Here is a 15,913-nt window from a genome sequence, read left to right on the forward strand (position 1 = left end):
GACCTCCGGGCGGCGTCCGCTTATTCGGCTTGCAGCTGCGCCCAGGCCCAGCGGTACAGGTTCCGCGAGTCGACATATCGGGCGTCGCCCGAGGTGGCGCCGAGCACGACCATGATGAGGTCCGCGTCGCCGCGGCGGCCGGCCGAGACCAGGCACGCGCCGGCCGGGCCGGTGGTGCCGGTCTTCACGCCGTAGAAACCCTCGATGCCGAGCAGCCGGTTGGTGTTCTTCCACACCACGTTCCGCTGGTAGCCGTCGACCGAGTCGACCGTGATCGCGTGCAGGCGGGTGTTGACCACTTCGCGGAGCACGGGCAGATCGAGCGCCGCGCGGGCCAGCTTCACCATGTCGGCGGCGGTGGTGTGGTGGCCGTGCGCAGTGAGCCCGTGTGGGTTGCGGTAGCCGGTGCCGTCCATGCCGAGCTCTTCCGCGGCGCGGTTCATGGCGGCGATGAACGAGTCGTAGGGCGGTTGCTCCTCGGCCCCTTCTTCGGCCAGACGGGGGCCGAAGTGCTCGGCGAAGGCGACCGACATGTCATTGCCCGAGGGGAGCATCAGCCCGTACAGCGCGTCGGCGATCTTAACGCGTTCGCCGGCGCGGAGGTCGGACGTCGAGCCGGAGGTGTCGTCGGCCCGCTGCGAGAACGTGAGCACCTCTTCCAGGACCGACGGGTCCTGCTCCGCCAGGCGGCAGACGAGGTACGCGGTCATGATCTTGGTGACGCTCGCCGGGTCACGCCGCCGCGAGTCGTTGTAGCCCCACAGCACCTCGCCGGTCTTGGCGTCGGCGATCGCGTACGCCTTGCAGGTGACGATCGGAGGGCCCGCGAGCGTGTCGGCGGGGTCCTTCTTCTTGAGGCCCGCCATCGCCACGGCCGGCTCGGGCGTGGGCTCGTCCTCGGTGACCAGCGGCCCGAGCGCCCGCCAGGTGTCGGGGCCGACCTCGCCGGTCGGCTCGACGCCGGCCTGCTTCTGGAACGCGATGACCGCCCGCTGGGTGTTGGGGCCGAAGTCGCCGTCGGCGCTGAGCTCGGGCGAGGGCTTCAGCTGCTTGTTGAGCGTGCGCTGGAGCGACTCCACCAATGTGCCGTCGGCGCCGACCTTCAGCACCCGGGCGACCACCGCGGCGGGGGCGTCCTCGTCGGTCCCGTAGTGGGTGTAGATCGCCTTGCCGAACTCGGCGGCCAGCAGCTCGGCCTCGTTCTCGTCGCCCCAGCTGTGGTCCTTGTTGTCGCCGGTCAGGATGCAGAACGCGATGGGGCCCTTGGGCGACTCGATAATCCCCGCGTCGCAGCGGGCGGCGGAGACCGATCCCGTCTTGTGAGCGACGGGCGTGTCCTCGGGCAGGTAGCGGGGGACCTTGCTGCGCGACTCGCAGGCCAGCAGGTGCTGGTACATCGCTTCGCTCGCCTGGGAGCTGATCAGCTTGCGGTCGTTGATCTGCTCGAGCAGCTCGATCATCTCCGAGGCGGTGGTGCTCCCCAGCCCGAACTCGCGGCTCCGCTCGGGCGCGATCGAGGTGTCGCGGCGGAACACCTTGGCGTGCAGCCGCGTGCTGGGCAGGCCCAGTTCCTCCATGTACTCGGTGGTGGCGGGCAGGCCGACCTGGTCGATCACCAGGTTGGTGGCCGTGTTGTCGGAGAACGCGATCATCAGCCGGATCGCGTCGTGCAGCGGCATCGACAGGCCCGCCGAGAAGTTCTCCGTCAGCACTCCCGACCCGGGAACCTTGTCCTCCTCCTTGAGGGAAACCTCGTCGCTCATCTTGAGCCGCCCGTCCGCTTCGGCCTTGAAGGCGGCCGCCATGATCGACAGCTTGATCAGGCTGGCGGTCGGCATCGGCTGGTCGGCGTTGAAGCGGAACTCCTTACCCGAAGGGAGGTGCTTCGCGGCCGCGGCGACCGTGCCGCGGTGCCCCTCGAGCAGCTCGGTGAGCGACGCTTCGAACGAGTCGGCCCCGATCGCCGCCGTGGCGAACAGGGTTAGCAGAACGGTGACAGCCGTCGCGCAGGTGGGCGCCTTCATCATGGGGCCTCCTCTAGGGCGTAGATCACTTGTCAGGCAGCGGGGACGCTAACCGAGCGGCCCGTCGTTGAGCTCGACGCCGAGCCCACCAGCGCCCGGCAGCACGCAGCGTCCCTTGTCGACGCGGGCGCCGGACGCGATGTCTTGGGCGATGAGCACGGCGCCGTCCATGTCGACGTAGTCGAGCATCGGCAGCAGCTGAGCGATGGCGGAGATCCCGACCGACGACTCCGTCATGCAGCCCACCATGGTCTTCATGCCGCGGCGGCGGGCCTCGGTCAGCATCCGCCGTGCGGGCGCCAGGCCGCCGCACTTCACCAGCTTGACGTTCACGCCGTGGAACAGGTCCTGGCACCGCGCGACGTCGGGCTCGGTGATGCAGCTCTCGTCGGCGATCACCGGCAGCGCGGACTCGGCAAAGACCCGCTCCATCCCGGCGCGGTCGTCGGCGGGGAGCGGCTGCTCGATAAACTCGACGCCCAGCTCCTTCAGCTCGGCGGAGAGCTCGATGGTCTTCTCCGCGGTCCAGCCGCAGTTGGCGTCCACGCGGAAGCGGGCGTCGGTGTGCTTGCGGAGCTCGCGGACAATCTCGATGTCCTCGGGCGTGCCGAGCTTGATCTTGTAGGTCGGCCAGCCCGGCTCCTCCGCCAGCTTCTCGACCATCACCGGGATCGTGTCGATGCCGATGGTGAAGTTGGACTGCGGGCCGATTGATTGGTCGAGGCCCCACAGCCCGGCGACCGGCTTGCCGGCCGACTTGCCCCACAGGTCGTGCAGGGCGCAGTCGATCGCGCACTGGGCGAACGAGGCGCCCGGCACGCCGTCGTCGAACCCGATAACGGCGCCGACGTCGCGGAGCACGTCGGCCGGGTCCTGCGGCGCCCAGCCGTCGAGCAGCGGCTGCGCCTTGGCGACCATCGCGGTGATGTTCTCGATGGTCGCCTGGTAGTAGTCGTTCTCGGTCGCCTCGCCGTAGCCGTACAGCCCACCGGCGGCGGCCTGCACGATCATGGTCGGCTGCACCGAGACCGCGCTCCGCGAGATCCGGAACACGTGCTTCAGCGGGAGGTCGAACCCGCGGGTCGTGAGCGTGGTCATTGGGCGGCCTCGGCCGGAGCAATCACTTCCGCCCGCAGGGCCTCGATCGCATCGACGAGCTCTCCCACGCCGTGCCGCAGCGGGTCGGCGACCGGCAGGCCCAGCTCGGCGCGGACGCGTTCGCGTTCGACGGCGGCCTCCTCCTCGCTGACGTTGCGGCTGTTCATGGCGATGGCGATCACCTTCGACGGCATCCGCAGCGCGGCCAGGGTCTCGTAGGCGGCGATCAGCTTGGGGAGCGGCTGCAGCGGGACGTGATCGACGCCGTGCACGTTCTCACGGCCGACCTCGTACACCATGACCATGCCGTGCGGCGTCGAACCGTGCAGCAGCCCCGCTGAGACACACGAGTACGCCGGGTGCGAGATGGTCGCCTGCCCCTCCACGACCAGCACCTCGTGGTGCTGGTTGGCGAGGATCTGCTTCTCCACGGCGCCGTTTACAAAATCGGACACCACGCAGTCCACGGGGCAGCCGTCGCCCTCGATCATGATGCCGGTCTGACCGGTCGCGATGAACTTGGCGTCGACGCCGCGGTCCTTGAGCCCCTTGGTCAGCTCTAGTGCGGTGAGCATCTTGCCGATGGAGCAGTCCTGGCCGACGGTTAGGATCCGCAGGCAGTCGTCTCGCACGCCGACCGCCTTGGCCAAGTCGCGCTCGCGGTTGCGGCGGACGTCGTGAATGACGGCGCCCGATGCTTTGGCGGCGGCCGCGATCTCCTCGTCGTCGCAGAGGAAGTCGTGCAGCCCCGAGACGAGCTTCATGCCCCGCTGCGCGGCCTCGATCAGGATCGGCCGCCACTCGTCAGGCACGCGGCCGCCGGGGGGCGCGATGCCGATGGTCAGGGTGGTGGCGTCGGGCGCGTCGCTCAGGCTGGCGATGATGGGCGTGTCGCCGCCCACGCCGAACGCCTGGTTGGTCGTCTGCCCGGCCCGCGAGCGGTCGAGCACCCCGACCACGTTCTCGCCGCGGTAGCGGAGGATGCTGGTGGCAGTCTTGGCGGCCAGCAGGGAGGCCGCGCCGTCCGTGAGCAGGACGATTTGTTCGTTGGGAGGGGCCAAGGGTCGTGCAAACCTGGGAGGGGAGCGGGGGGAGCCTGCGCAACGCGACCACCGGGGCTGCCGGCCACTCGCCTACGCATTTCGGCCAATCCGAATGGTAATCTGCGCAGGATGCCGGCTAAAGCCCCGCCAGCGCAGCAGTGTCACGCGAACGCGCACTTCGGCGCTAGTAGCCGGCGTCGCGGTCCTTCTGACCGGCCAGCAGCTCGCGGCGGTAGGCCAGCGGGGTTGTGTTGACCTCCTTCTTGAACGCCACGCCAAACCGGGTCGCGTTCGCGAAGCCGCACGCGTGCGCGACCTCGCTGATCGACAGCTCGCGTTTGGCCAGCAGCTCGCGGCCGCGCTCCAGCTGCACCCGGCGGATCTCCTTGGCGGGCGAGCGGCCCAGGTAGTTGCGGAACTGGATCTCCAGGCCGCGGCGGGAGATCGGTATCTCGCGGAGGATGTCGAGCACGGCGATGCCGCGGTGGGCGTGGGCGCGGATGAACCGCAGCGCGTCGACGATCATCGGGTCGTCGATCGCCAAGAGGTCGGTCGACTGCCGCGCGGCGATGCCGTGGGGCGCGGTCCGGATGGCCGACTTGGGCGCCGCGGCGCCTGAAATCAGCGAGTCCAGCATCTCGGCCGCGGTGAACCCGATCTTCTCGCTCGCCACTTTGACGTGCGACAAGGGGGGCGTGGAAACCTCGCAGAACACGTCGTTCGGGTCGCCCGCCAGGATCGCAATGTCATCGGGCACACGGAACGAGTTGAGGTGGCAGATCTCCGCCAGCTGACGGCCGTGGGCGGCGTCGATCGCCAGGATCGCGATCGGCTGCGGCAGCGAGGCCAGCCACCGCGACACCCGACGCTGCTGCTCCACCCAGCCGATCTTTCGTCCCGGGCGGTAGCCCGGCTTGTACTCGCGGCACGTGAACCCGTGCTCCTCGACGGCTTTGACGAACGCCTCGCCCCGCTTCTTCGAGTACTGCGTGCTGGGCGGCGCGAAGTAGCCGAACTGCTGGAAGCCACGGTCCAGCAGGTGCGTAAGCGCCTGCTCGGCCAACGCGGCCTCGTCGGTGATGACCATCGGGAACTCGGCCAGGTCTTCGTAGATGTCATCCACGTTGACCACCGGCGCGCCGCAGGCGCGGACCTGGTCGATCTGCTGACGGCTGCTGAGCCGCGCGATGATCCCGTGCCCCGACCACCCGTCTGGCAACGCCGAGCGGTGCTCGTGGTCGCGGGGATCCAGCAGCAGGTGCCAGCCGCCGTGGCGCTCGGCGTAGTCGGCAATGCCGCGGATCACGCTGCAACCAGAGGAGGTGTCGGTCTCAATGAGCACCGCCACCCGCTTCATGTTGCGGAACATGGTCGGGGTGTGCGACGGTTCGCCGTTGGTTTCAGACGGGTTGCGGGGCTTGGCGGAATCCATAAGGCATAACGTCCGCTACGGTTACGAGTTGTCGTCACAAGCTAGCGACAGCTATTCCAATCGTACCCGCGGCAGCCATTCATGCGCTAATCGAGGTTCAATTTCTCCGACAGATCGGTTTCGGGTTTCTGCAAGAAGGCGCCATTTTGCGCTGTGGCGCAAGCTTTTCGGCCTCGTGAGCGCACATGAGCGGTCAGCCTAGCCCAGCAGGCCGTGCGCCGCGGCGAGGCAACCGACGGCAGGATCGCGCACCACCACCACCTCGGCAGGGCCCGACTGTCGGTCGCTCAGCGACTCGATGAGCGTTGCCCGGAATTCGGCGCTGCCGACCAGGATCCCGCCCCCGACGCTGAGCGAGTACCGCCCGGCCCCTAACCCCGCGGCGGTGACCGCCTGGTGCACCACCCCGGCCAGCCGAACAGCTTCGGCCTGCAGCAGCGCCGCGGCCTGTTGGTCGGTGCGCGCGAGCTCCACAATCCGCCGCGCCACGCCCGCGATGCGGCCGCGCTGGTCGTCCGACTTGTAGACCGCCGCGAGCAGGCCCGCCCTGTCGGACGCCTGCAGCGCCGCGAGGCAGGCCTGCGCCATGGGCGACAGGGATCTGCCGAGCTCCAGCTCCGCCAGGGCGGCGCGCAGCGCCTCGCGGCCGATGGCGTAGCCGCTCCCCTCGTCGCCCAGCAAGTACCCCCAGCCGCCGACCCGCACAACGTCGGTGCCCGCGCCGCGGGCGAAGGCAACCGACCCGGTGCCCGCAATGACGCCCACCACCGGCGGCGCGGCCAGCGAGAAGAAGGGCTCGTAGTCCGGCACCACCCGGCAGGTCGCTGCAACGTTGGCCGCGTCGAGCGCCTGCTGCAGGGCGCGCCGCAGGGTGTCGTTGGCCGCGCCGGCGGCGGCCACCACCGCCATCGCAGGCTCTGGCTGCTGGGCGCCCGCGGCAGACAGCGCGGCTCGGATAGCCGACACGATCGAGTCGGCCGCGCGATCCAGCCCGTGGCTCATTGGGTTGCCCGGCCCGGCCTCGCCAACGCCGTGCATACAGAACCGTCCCCCGGGACCCGCCGTGGCGGCCAGGGCGCGCGACTTGGTCCCGCCCGCATCGACTCCCAGCAGCAATGGCGAGCGTTCGGTCACAGTGTCGGTCCGGAGGCGTGCAGGGGAGGGTGGTTGTCCGCCCCGGAAAGGGCGGTCGCAACGGGTCCGTTGAGGTGCGCAAATGGGTTAGAATGATGCGCTGCAATCCGTCAACGATGTGTTCAAAATAGCACGATTGGACCTCGGGGTAAGGCGGGGGCCCTTTGCGTTTGGCGCTGCCAAGACGAGGCCACCCCGATCCCCCCAGCCTCGAACGCCGGCCCTCTCCCGCCGCCGCCGCTTGCCTCACACCACGATCCCGCTGCTCGACTGGCTGATTATCGTCTGCTACCTGGCTGGCAGCACGGCCATTGGTCTGTTCGCTTCCAAGGCGCCCAAGTCGGCCGAGGGATACCTGGTGGGCGGGCGTCACCTCAGCTGGTGGATGCTGCTGCTGTCGATCGTCGCCACCGAGACCAGCACGGTCACCTTCCTGAGCCTGCCCGCCAAGTCGTTCCTCGACGGGGGCAACCTGACCTTCCTGCAGCTCACCTTCGGTTACATCACGGGGCGGCTGCTGCTGACCTGGCTGGTGCTGCCGATCTTCTTCTCCGGCTCGTACCTCACGGCGTACGAGGTGCTGCAGAACACGTTCGGCAAGAACGTCCGCAGCTTCGTGTCGTTGCTGTTCCTGGTGATGCGGAACTCGGCCGACGGTCTGAGGCTGCTGCTGACCGGGCTGCTGATCGGCGAGGCGACCGGTTTCGACTTCAACGTGTGCGTGCTCGTGCTGGCGGTCTGCACCGCGATCTACGCCGGCGTGGGCGGGGTGGCGTCGGTGGTGATCAACGACTGCCTGCAGTTCGCGATGTACATGATCGGCGCGGCGGTCGTGATGACCATGCTGCTGACCGACGCGCCGGGCGGCTCGGGCGAGGTGTGGCGTTTCGCGGGCGAGACCGGCCGGCTTCGTCTGTTTGATTTTGACCCGTCGATCTTCACGTCATCCATCACCTTCTGGTCGGGGCTGATCGGCGGGGCGACCCTGACGATGGCGTCGCACGGCGCGGACCACATGATGGTGCAGCGGTACCTGTGCGCGCGGTCGCAGCGTCAGGCCGGGTGGGCGGTGGGCCTGAGCGGCCCGGTGGTCGCGTTGCAGTTCACGCTGTTCTTGATGATCGGCATCGGGCTGGCCTACTGGCAATCGGCCGGCGCCCTGGGGTACGACGTCACCCGCGGCGACCAGGCGTTGATCGGGTTCGTGGTGCACAAGCTGGGCGTCGGGCTGCGGGGCCTGGTGATTGCGGCCGTGCTGGCGGCTTCGATGTCGACGCTCTCCAGCTCGCTGAACGCGTCGGCCGGCGTGCTGGTCAGCGACCTCGGCAAGCGGTTCCTGCCCGACATGACCGACCGCGGGATGCTCTTCGGCGCGAAGGTCGCGACCTTCGTGTTCGCCGCCGTGCAGGCCGGTGTGGCCATTGGCGCCTACTACAGCCTGGCCCCCGACAGCGCCGTGATCGATGCGGTGCTGGGCATCGCCGGGTTCTCCACCGGGATCGTACTAGGCGTCTTCCTGCTGGGCGCGGTGCTCGGCCGGGCCAGCGAGGCCGCCGGCATGATTGGCATCACCCTCGGCCTGGCGTGCTGTTGCTACGCAAAGTTTGGGATCAACGTCAGCTGGCCCTGGTTTTCGTTGATCGGCGCCTCGGTCACATTTGTTGTCGGGTACTTGGTCGCCCAGGCGACCCCACCAGAGCCGGAACCATCATGAGCAAGACAAGACAGACCTTCTGGCCACTGCTTGCGGCCGCCGCCCTGCTCGCCCCAAGCGAAGCCGTCGCGGCGCCAGAAGAGCGCACGGTCGCTGTTGCCACCGTCAACCCGCTGGCCACCGACGCGGCGCTGGAGATCTACCGCCAGGGCGGCAACGCGGTGGACGCCGCCATCACCGCCGCGCTGACGCTGGGTGTGGTCGACGGCCACAACTCGGGTATCGGCGGCGGCTGCCTGATCCTGGTGCGGACCCCAGAGGGCGAGTTCCTGGCGATCGACGGACGCGAGACCGCGCCCGCGGCCGCCAACCGCGACATGTACCTGCGGGACGGCCAGGCGCGTCCCGACCTCAGTCAAACCGGCCCGCTGGCCTCCGGCACGCCGGGCGCCGTGGCCGCCTATGCGCTGCTTTCAGAGAAGCTCGGCGCGTTGCCGTTCGCCGACCTGCTGGCGCCGGGCGCGCAGCTCGCCGAAGACGGGTTTGTCGTGTCGCGCAGCCTGGCGTCGGCGCTACGCAGCAAGGCGCGAACGCTCCGCCGCTTCCCGGCCTCGGCCAGGGAATTGCTGGGCGACGACGGCCATGCCCCCGCCGCGGGCGACACCGTGACCCGCCCCGACCTGGGCCGCACCTACCGCAAGATCGCCTCCGAAGGGCCTGACTGGTTCTACCGCGGCGGGTTCGCCCAGGCGACTGACAAGTGGATGCGCGAGAACGGCGGCATCATGACCGCGAGCGACCTGGCCGGCTACGAAGCCAAGCTCCGCAACCCGATCCGCAGCGAGTACCGCGGCCGCGAGATCGTGGGTTTTCCGCCGCCGAGCTCCGGCGGGGTGCACGTGGCGCAGATGCTGAACATGCTCGAGGGCTATGAACTCGACCAGCTGTTCGCAGAGGACCCCGCCCAGGCGAAGCACCTGGTCGCCGAGGTGATGAAGCTGGCGTTCGCCGACCGCGCGTACTGGCTAGGCGACTCCGACTTTGTCGACGTGCCCCGCCGGCTGGCGTCGAAGGAGTACGCCCGGCAGCTAGCGGCCAAGATCTCGCTCGACCACGCGACCGATGTCCCGGCCCACGGCGAGCCGGCCCAGTGGCGGCAGGACCTGTTCGGGCGGCACACCACGCACATCGCCGCCGCCGACTCCGACGGCTACTGGGTTGCGATCACTGCAACCGTGAACACGTCATTCGGATCGAAGGTAGTGATCCCCGGCACGGGCGTGGTGATGAACAACGAGATGGACGACTTCGCCATCCACCCGGGCACGCCCAACGCCTTTGGCCTGGTCGGCGCCGAGAACAACTCGGTAGCCGCCGGCAAGCGTCCGCTCTCTTCGATGAGCCCCACCATCGTGCTGGACGAGCGCGGCGAGCCGCTGCTGACAGTCGGCGCCGCCGGCGGGCCGAAGATCATCACCCAGGTGCTGTGGGCGATTGTGAACACGGTCGACCGAGGCATGTCGCCCAACAAGGCAATCGCCGCCCCCCGCGTGCACCACCAGTGGCGGCCTGACGTTGTGAGCTACGAGACTGCCACGCCCGACGAAGAGGTTGCAAGACTCAAAGCGTTCGGACACCGGGTGGCGCCGCTCGGATCAGGCGGCCGCGCCCAGCTTATCGCCCGGGACCCGGAGAACGGGTTCGTGGCGGTCTACGACCCCCGCATCAAGGGCAAGGCGACCGTCGAGAACCTGCCCGCGACCCCGGCAGAGGCCACTCCCCTAGAACCCGCCGCAGCGAACTAGCGATGAAGATGCATCAACTCCGTACAATCCTGTTGGTCACCGCTGTGCTGGCCGCGTCCGTATGCCCCGCGCAGGATGACGAGCCCGTCGTTTCGCTGGGTCCGGTCGCGGTCGGCGGCCGCCCCACCGGCGCGTTGTCCGGGAAGATTGTGTACGTGCACGGCGGGCACGGCTACACCGCCAACAACGACCGCGACGGGTCGTGGACCACGCAGCGGCCGCTGCTGCTGGGCATGGTCGAGGACCTTGGCAACAAGGATCAGATGGACTTCTTCGTCGACCACATCTTCCGCGCCGGCGCGACCGTGGTTCCCTTGCGACCGGTCGGCGACCAGCCACTGGAGGTCGTGATGGACAACACCGACCCCGGCGTCACCTTCAAGGGCGACTGGCGGACCGGGCTCGGGGGGGTCTACTTCGGCCAGGCGGACGCCGAGCCCTACCGCTTCGCCCACACCACCGCCGCCGAAACCGCCACGGCCGAGTACCGCCCCAACCTGCCCAAGGCCGGCGTGTGGCCGGTCTACGCGTGGGCGACCGCCGGCGGGAACCGGGCCGCCGACCAGACCTACGCGGTGCACCACGCCGGCGGGGTCTCCGAGGTGAGCGTCGACCACCGGCGGGTGGGGCACGGTCTGGTTTACCTGGGGTCCTACTACTTCAACGCCGGGACGGACGGCGCCGTGGTGATCGGCAACGCGTCGCGTGAGCCGGGGTCGGTGGTCATCGCGGACATGATCCGGTTCGGCAACGGGCGTGGCGACACCGATCGCGGCGGCGGCGTTTCGGGTCAGGACCGCGAGACCGAGTCGGGCCTGTACTGGATCGCCTGGCACGTGGCGCGCTCGCAGGGGATCGAGACCGACAGCTACCGCCAGATCCGCGCCGACCAGTCGGCCACCGTGTCGGCGCCGCCGCGGTACTCGAAGTTCATGAACAACGAGGCGGAGGGGCCGGCCGAGGACCGGGTGTTCGTGAGCTTCCACTCCAACGCCGGGTCGGGCAAGAACCGCGGCGTGCTGGGGCTCTACAACGGCAACAACTACGCGACCTCGCGGACGCCTCACCAGTTGCTGCTCGCGGAGACGCTCGCCCGGGAGATCAACGAGAACCTGATCGCGCAGCCCGGCGTGTTCGAGCACGACTGGTACGACCGCGGCAAGGTGGTGACGCTCGACCGGGCCGACATCGAGTTCGGCGAACTGAACAACAAGTACATCGACAACGAGTTCGACGCCACCATCATCGAGACCGGCTTCCACGACAACGAGCAGGACTCGCAGATGCTCCGCGACCCGCGCGTGCGGGACGCCATCGCGAAGGCCGCCTGCGAGGGACTGATCAAGTACTTCCACGAAATCGACGGCGGGCGGACGCCGGTGGTCGCGCCGCCGGCGGCGGTTACCCACCTGCGCGCGACCGCGCCGCGCGACGGGGTTGTCACCCTGGCCTGGAACGCCCCGAAGAGCGGCGCCGCCAGCGGCGGTCGCCCGGCGGGTTACGTCGTGTACACATCGACCGATGGCAGGTCCTTCGACAGCGGCCGCCGCGTGCCGGGCGGGGCGACGTCGACCTACAGCGTGGCGGGGCTGGACGCCAAGCGGCCGTGCTTCTTCCGCGTCGCTTCGTACAACGCGGGGGGCGTCTCTACGCCGTCCGAAGCGTTGCCGTGCACGCCACGGTCGCAGGGACAACGCGTGCTGGTGGTCGACGGCTTCGACCGCTGGGACCGCCACATGAACGCCACCCAGCCGCACTACCAGGGCGGCCAGGCCGACCGCGTCCGCACGCGGGTCGACAACCCACGACTCGCCGCCGCGGTCACCACCACGGCCATCTGCGACGCCAACGCCAACGTCATCGTCGAGGGCGCCGCCAACGAGGCGGTCGCCGGCGGGCTCGTTTCGCTCAACGACTACGACGCCGTGTTCTGGGTGCTGGGCGAGGAGTCCTCCCACGACCGCACCTTCGACGACCGCGAGCAGCAGCTCGCCGCCGCGTACCTGTCGGGCGGCGGCAAGCTGTTCGTGTCGGGGGCCGACCTCGCGTGGGACCTCGACAACCTCAATCACGGCCGCGACTTCTGCCGCGGGGTGTTGCGCATGGAGTTTGTCGCCGACTCGCCTGCCGCCTCCGATGCGTCGGGCGCGACCGGATCCGCCCTGGACGGCGTGCACGTTGTGCTGCCGCAAGACGCCGTGTCTGCCGCGGCCCCGGACGCCGTGCGCGCCGCAGGCGGCGGCCGGGCGGCGTTGACCTTCGGCGGCAGCAAGCTCGCCGCCGCCGTGCAGCACGCCGACGGCCAGCAGCGCGTCGTGGCGATGACCATCCCGCTGGAGTTGATCCCGGACCCAGCCGCCCGTTCCCAGATCGCCGCCGCCGCTCTGCGGTTCTTCGAACTCGGCGACTGACCTTCCCCCACCCCACAGCCGACCCCGCCATGAAGTACCTTGCCGCCCTGCTGACGATCGCCTGCGCCATGCCCGCCGCCGCCCAAGACCCCGAGCCGATCGTGCTGACGGACAAGGCGCGGCAGATCCACCAGCGGGTCCCGGTGGCCGACGGCCACAACGACCTGCCGTGGGAGATCCGCACCAAGGGCGACTCGAACCTCGACACGCTCGACATCAGCCAGCCGCAGCCCACGCTGCACACGGACATACCCCGCATGCGCAAGGGCGGCGTCGGCATCCAGTTCTGGTCGGTCTGGGTGCCGGTCAGCACCAGCCGGCGGGGGACCTCGCTGCGGACCACGCTCGAGCAGATCGACCTCGTGAACCAGATGGTCCGCCGCTACCCCGGCGAGCTGCGTCTGGCGCTCACCACCGACGATATCGATCAGTGCCTGGCGGACGGCAAGATCGCCTCGCTCATCGGCGTTGAGGGCGGGCACTGCATCGAGGGCTCCATCGCCACGCTGCAGCAGCTCTACAAGCGCGGCGCCCGCTACATGACGCTGACCCACTCCGACTCACTCGACTGGGCCGACTCGGCGACCGACGAGAGCCGCGCCGGCGGCCTGTCGGAGTTCGGTAAGGAGGTCATCCGCGAGATGAACCGGCTGGGCATGATGGTCGACATCTCGCACGTCTCGCCGGAGACCATGCACCAGACGCTCGACACGACCGCCGCGCCGGTGATCTTCTCGCACTCCTCCTGCCGCGCGGTGGCGGACCACCCCCGCAACGCCCCGGACGACGTGCTCAAGCGTCTGCCGGAAAACGGCGGCGTGCTGATGATCAACTTCTTCTCCGGCTTTGTCGTGCCGGCGGCGACCGACAACTACACCTACAAGTTCAACCTCCGCAAGCAGCTCGCCGAGGAACTGGGCGACGACGAACGGGCGATCCGGCGCCGGATGAACCAGCTCACCGCCGACATGCCCATGCCCGCCGGCACCATCCACGACGTGCTGGACCACATCGACCACGCGGTGAAGGTGGCCGGGATCGACCACGTCGGCCTCGGCTCCGACTACGACGGCGTGAGCGTCCTCCCGGCGCAGCTCGAGGACGTCAGCTGCTACCCGTACATCACCCAGGGCCTGCTCGACCGCGGCTACAATGAAGAGCAGATCGGCAAGATCCTCAGCGGCAACATCCTCCGCGTGATGAAGGCGGTCGAGGAGCACGCGGCCCAACTGAAGCAGCAGCAGTAGCACGTTCGCACCACCGACCCAACGGCGCACCGATGTACCACCCCCTGCCCCTCCGACCCGCCGCGGCCCTGCGAGCCGCCACGCTCGCCCTCGTGCTGGCCGTCCCGCTAACCGCCCCTCCGGCTGCATACGCCGAGGCGCCCATCAAGCCGGCCGCGCTGCGCCCCGGCGACACGATCATGATGATCGCCCCGGCGGGCGAGCTGAACGAGACCCGCATGACGCTGGCCGCCAAGCGGCTGCGCGAGATGGGCTTTGAGGTCATCGTCCCCGACGACCTCTTCCGCCGCCGCGGCTACAACGCCGGCACCGACGAGCAACGCGCCGACGAGCTCATGCGGGCGTTCCGCGACCCGGACGTCGACGCCATCTTCCCGGGCACCGGCGGGTTCGGCGTCACGCGCATGCTGCACCTGGTCGACTGGGACGTGGTGCGGGCGAACCCCAAGATCGTGATCGGCTTCAGCGACATCACCGCGCTGCACCTCGCGCTCGCCGCCAAGGCCAACCTGGTGACGTTCCACTCGCCCAACCCGCAGTGGGGGCTCGGTTCGGACAGCAACCTGGCGGACTTCTCCGCCAAGTATTTCTGGCGGTGCCTGCTCGCGTCGGAGAACGAGGAAGAGCAGGGTTTCACCTACAAGCTCCCCAAGAAGAACGGGCCGCTGGTGCCGCTGGCCCCAGGCGTGGGCGAGGGGACCGTGACCGGCGGCAACCTGACGCTTGTCGCCGCCACGCTCGGCACGCCCTACGAGATCGCCGCCGACGGCAAGATCCTGTTCCTGGAGGATGTCGGCGAGGCGCCGTACCGCATCGACCGCATGCTCAGCGAGCTCCGGCTGGCGGGCAAGCTCGACAAGCTGAGCGGCGTGGTGCTGGGCCAGTTCCGCGGCTGCGAGGACGACGACGACCGAGGCGGCCTGTCGCTGCAGCAGGTGTTCGACGACTACTTCCGCGGCGCGGCCTACCCGGTGGTGAGGAACTTCGCCGCCGGGCACGTGCCGCTCAACGCGACCATCCCGTTCGGCGTGCCCTGCCGGCTCGACGCCGACTCGCTGACGTTCGAGGTGCTGGAAAACCCGGTTTCCGTCCGATGACGACCCCCACCGGCTGCGAGGCGAAGCGGATGCGGTTCACCAAGATGCACGGCGCCGGCAACGACTACGTGTACGTCAACGGCTTCTCGGAACAGCTACCGGACGAGCTGCCGAGCCTCGCGCGCGCTGTCTCCGACCGGCGTTTCGGCGTCGGCGGCGACGGCCTGATCCTGATCCTCCCGTCCGACACGGCCGATGTCCGCATGCGGATGTTCAACGCCGACGGGTCCGAGGCCGAGATGTGCGGCAACGGCATCCGCTGCGTCGTAAAGTACGCCTACGACCACGGGCTGGCGCCCCAGCCGGTGGTCCGGGTCGAAACCCTCGCCGGAGTGCTCACCGCCGAGGCGGCCCTGCACGACGGCAAGGTTGACCGCGTGCGGGTCGACATGGGCGAGCCCCGCCTATCGCCCCCCCAGATCCCCACCACGCTCGGCGGCGAGCAAGTCATCAACACGACGATCGACGTTGACGGCCGGTCGGTTGAGGCCACCTGCGTGTCGATGGGCAACCCGCACTGCGTGGTGTTCGTCGACTCCGCGACCGACGACCTGGTGCTCGGCCTTGGGCCCAAGCTCGAGAAGCACGCGGTCTTCCCCGAGGGCGTGAACGTGGAGTTCGTCGAGGTGCTCTCCCCCACCGAGGTGCGGCAGCGCACCTGGGAACGGGGCTCCGGCGAGACCTGGGCCTGCGGCACCGGCGCGTCGGCCGTCTGCGTGGCGGGCGTGCTGACCGGGCGCACCGAGCGGCGGATCCTCAACCACCTGATCGGCGGCGACCTCGAGCTGGAGTGGTCAGCCGGCGATGGCCGCGTGCGGATGACCGGCCCCGCGGTCGAGGTCTTCAGCGGCGAGTGGCCCTCCTGACGCGCAGCCGAACCCGCGCGGCGACTCGGTTGTCCAATACGGTTAAATGCACCCTGCTCCGCATCTTTGTTAACGCGCTAACGTTTTTGCAGGCGCCACCAG

Annotated in this window: 11 protein-coding genes; 6 read left to right on the top strand and 5 right to left on the bottom strand. The window is 69.3% G+C overall.

Annotated features, from left to right (window positions below; all coding sequences use genetic code 11):
• Window positions 1-20: 20 nt before the first annotated feature.
• From KOR34_RS11720 to KOR34_RS11740, 5 genes are all read right to left on the bottom strand, one after another.
• Window positions 21-2,024 carry a serine hydrolase gene (locus KOR34_RS11720; protein ID WP_197531345.1) on the bottom strand — a complete coding sequence of 668 codons (2,004 nt, stop codon included), beginning with the start codon at window positions 2,022-2,024 and terminating at the stop codon, window positions 21-23.
• A gap of 48 nt (window positions 2,025-2,072) precedes the next feature.
• Window positions 2,073-3,122 carry a dipeptide epimerase gene (locus KOR34_RS11725; protein ID WP_146564767.1) on the bottom strand — a complete coding sequence of 350 codons (1,050 nt, stop codon included), beginning with the start codon at window positions 3,120-3,122 and terminating at the stop codon, window positions 2,073-2,075.
• Complete coding sequence (locus tag KOR34_RS11730; RefSeq protein WP_146564768.1) at window positions 3,119-4,183, bottom strand: DUF1611 domain-containing protein; 1,065 nt, start codon at window positions 4,181-4,183, stop codon at window positions 3,119-3,121. The genes KOR34_RS11725 and KOR34_RS11730 overlap by 4 nt, the downstream gene beginning before the upstream one ends.
• A 166-nt stretch (window positions 4,184-4,349) precedes the next feature.
• Window positions 4,350-5,597: an AraC family transcriptional regulator gene (locus KOR34_RS11735; protein ID WP_146564769.1), complete on the bottom strand. Its 1,248-nt coding sequence runs from the start codon at window positions 5,595-5,597 to the stop codon at window positions 4,350-4,352.
• Window positions 5,598-5,795: 198 nt separating this feature from the next.
• Window positions 5,796-6,731, bottom strand: coding sequence for a BadF/BadG/BcrA/BcrD ATPase family protein (locus KOR34_RS11740; RefSeq protein WP_197531346.1), 936 nt, complete (start codon window positions 6,729-6,731; stop codon window positions 5,796-5,798).
• A 241-nt stretch (window positions 6,732-6,972) separates the two neighbouring features.
• On the opposite strand from KOR34_RS11740, the gene KOR34_RS11745 reads away from it, so the two are divergent.
• From KOR34_RS11745 to dapF, 6 genes are read left to right on the top strand one after another with little or no spacing between them, the layout of a single operon-like run.
• On the top strand, window positions 6,973-8,445 hold the full coding sequence (locus KOR34_RS11745; protein WP_146564771.1) for a sodium:solute symporter family transporter: 1,473 nt from the start codon (window positions 6,973-6,975) through the stop codon (window positions 8,443-8,445).
• On the top strand, window positions 8,442-10,190 hold the full coding sequence (gene ggt, locus KOR34_RS11750; protein WP_146564772.1) for a gamma-glutamyltransferase: 1,749 nt from the start codon (window positions 8,442-8,444) through the stop codon (window positions 10,188-10,190). The genes KOR34_RS11745 and ggt overlap by 4 nt, the downstream gene beginning before the upstream one ends.
• A 2-nt stretch (window positions 10,191-10,192) precedes the next feature.
• Window positions 10,193-12,601: a golvesin C-terminal-like domain-containing protein gene (locus tag KOR34_RS11755; RefSeq protein WP_146564773.1), complete on the top strand. Its 2,409-nt coding sequence runs from the start codon at window positions 10,193-10,195 to the stop codon at window positions 12,599-12,601.
• Between the two features lie 29 nt (window positions 12,602-12,630).
• The gene (locus KOR34_RS11760) at window positions 12,631-13,848 is read left to right on the top strand and encodes a dipeptidase (protein ID WP_146564774.1); all 1,218 of its coding nucleotides are present in this window, start codon (window positions 12,631-12,633) and stop codon (window positions 13,846-13,848) included.
• Between the two features lie 32 nt (window positions 13,849-13,880).
• Complete coding sequence (locus KOR34_RS11765; RefSeq protein WP_146564775.1) at window positions 13,881-14,945, top strand: S66 peptidase family protein; 1,065 nt, start codon at window positions 13,881-13,883, stop codon at window positions 14,943-14,945.
• Window positions 14,942-15,811, top strand: coding sequence for a diaminopimelate epimerase (gene dapF, locus KOR34_RS11770; protein WP_228714586.1), 870 nt, complete (start codon window positions 14,942-14,944; stop codon window positions 15,809-15,811). The genes KOR34_RS11765 and dapF overlap by 4 nt, the downstream gene beginning before the upstream one ends.
• The last annotated feature ends 102 nt before the right edge of the window (window positions 15,812-15,913 follow it).

The organism is Posidoniimonas corsicana (genome assembly GCF_007859765.1).
Lineage (GTDB): Bacteria > Planctomycetota > Planctomycetia > Pirellulales > Lacipirellulaceae > Posidoniimonas > Posidoniimonas corsicana.

What these genes read in the sequence shown, in the direction of transcription:
- KOR34_RS11720 (WP_197531345.1), bottom strand. Translation starts at nt 2,024, where the DNA reads ATGAAGGCGCCCACCTGCGCGACGGCTGTCACCGTTCTGCTAACCCTG.
- KOR34_RS11725 (WP_146564767.1), bottom strand. Translation starts at nt 3,122, where the DNA reads ATGACCACGCTCACGACCCGCGGGTTCGACCTCCCGCTGAAGCACGTG.
- KOR34_RS11735 (WP_146564769.1), bottom strand. Translation starts at nt 5,597, where the DNA reads ATGGATTCCGCCAAGCCCCGCAACCCGTCTGAAACCAACGGCGAACCG.
- ggt (WP_146564772.1), top strand. Translation starts at nt 8,442, where the DNA reads ATGAGCAAGACAAGACAGACCTTCTGGCCACTGCTTGCGGCCGCCGCC.
- KOR34_RS11755 (WP_146564773.1), top strand. Translation starts at nt 10,193, where the DNA reads ATGAAGATGCATCAACTCCGTACAATCCTGTTGGTCACCGCTGTGCTG.
- KOR34_RS11760 (WP_146564774.1), top strand. Translation starts at nt 12,631, where the DNA reads ATGAAGTACCTTGCCGCCCTGCTGACGATCGCCTGCGCCATGCCCGCC.
- KOR34_RS11765 (WP_146564775.1), top strand. Translation starts at nt 13,881, where the DNA reads ATGTACCACCCCCTGCCCCTCCGACCCGCCGCGGCCCTGCGAGCCGCC.
- dapF (WP_228714586.1), top strand. Translation starts at nt 14,942, where the DNA reads ATGACGACCCCCACCGGCTGCGAGGCGAAGCGGATGCGGTTCACCAAG.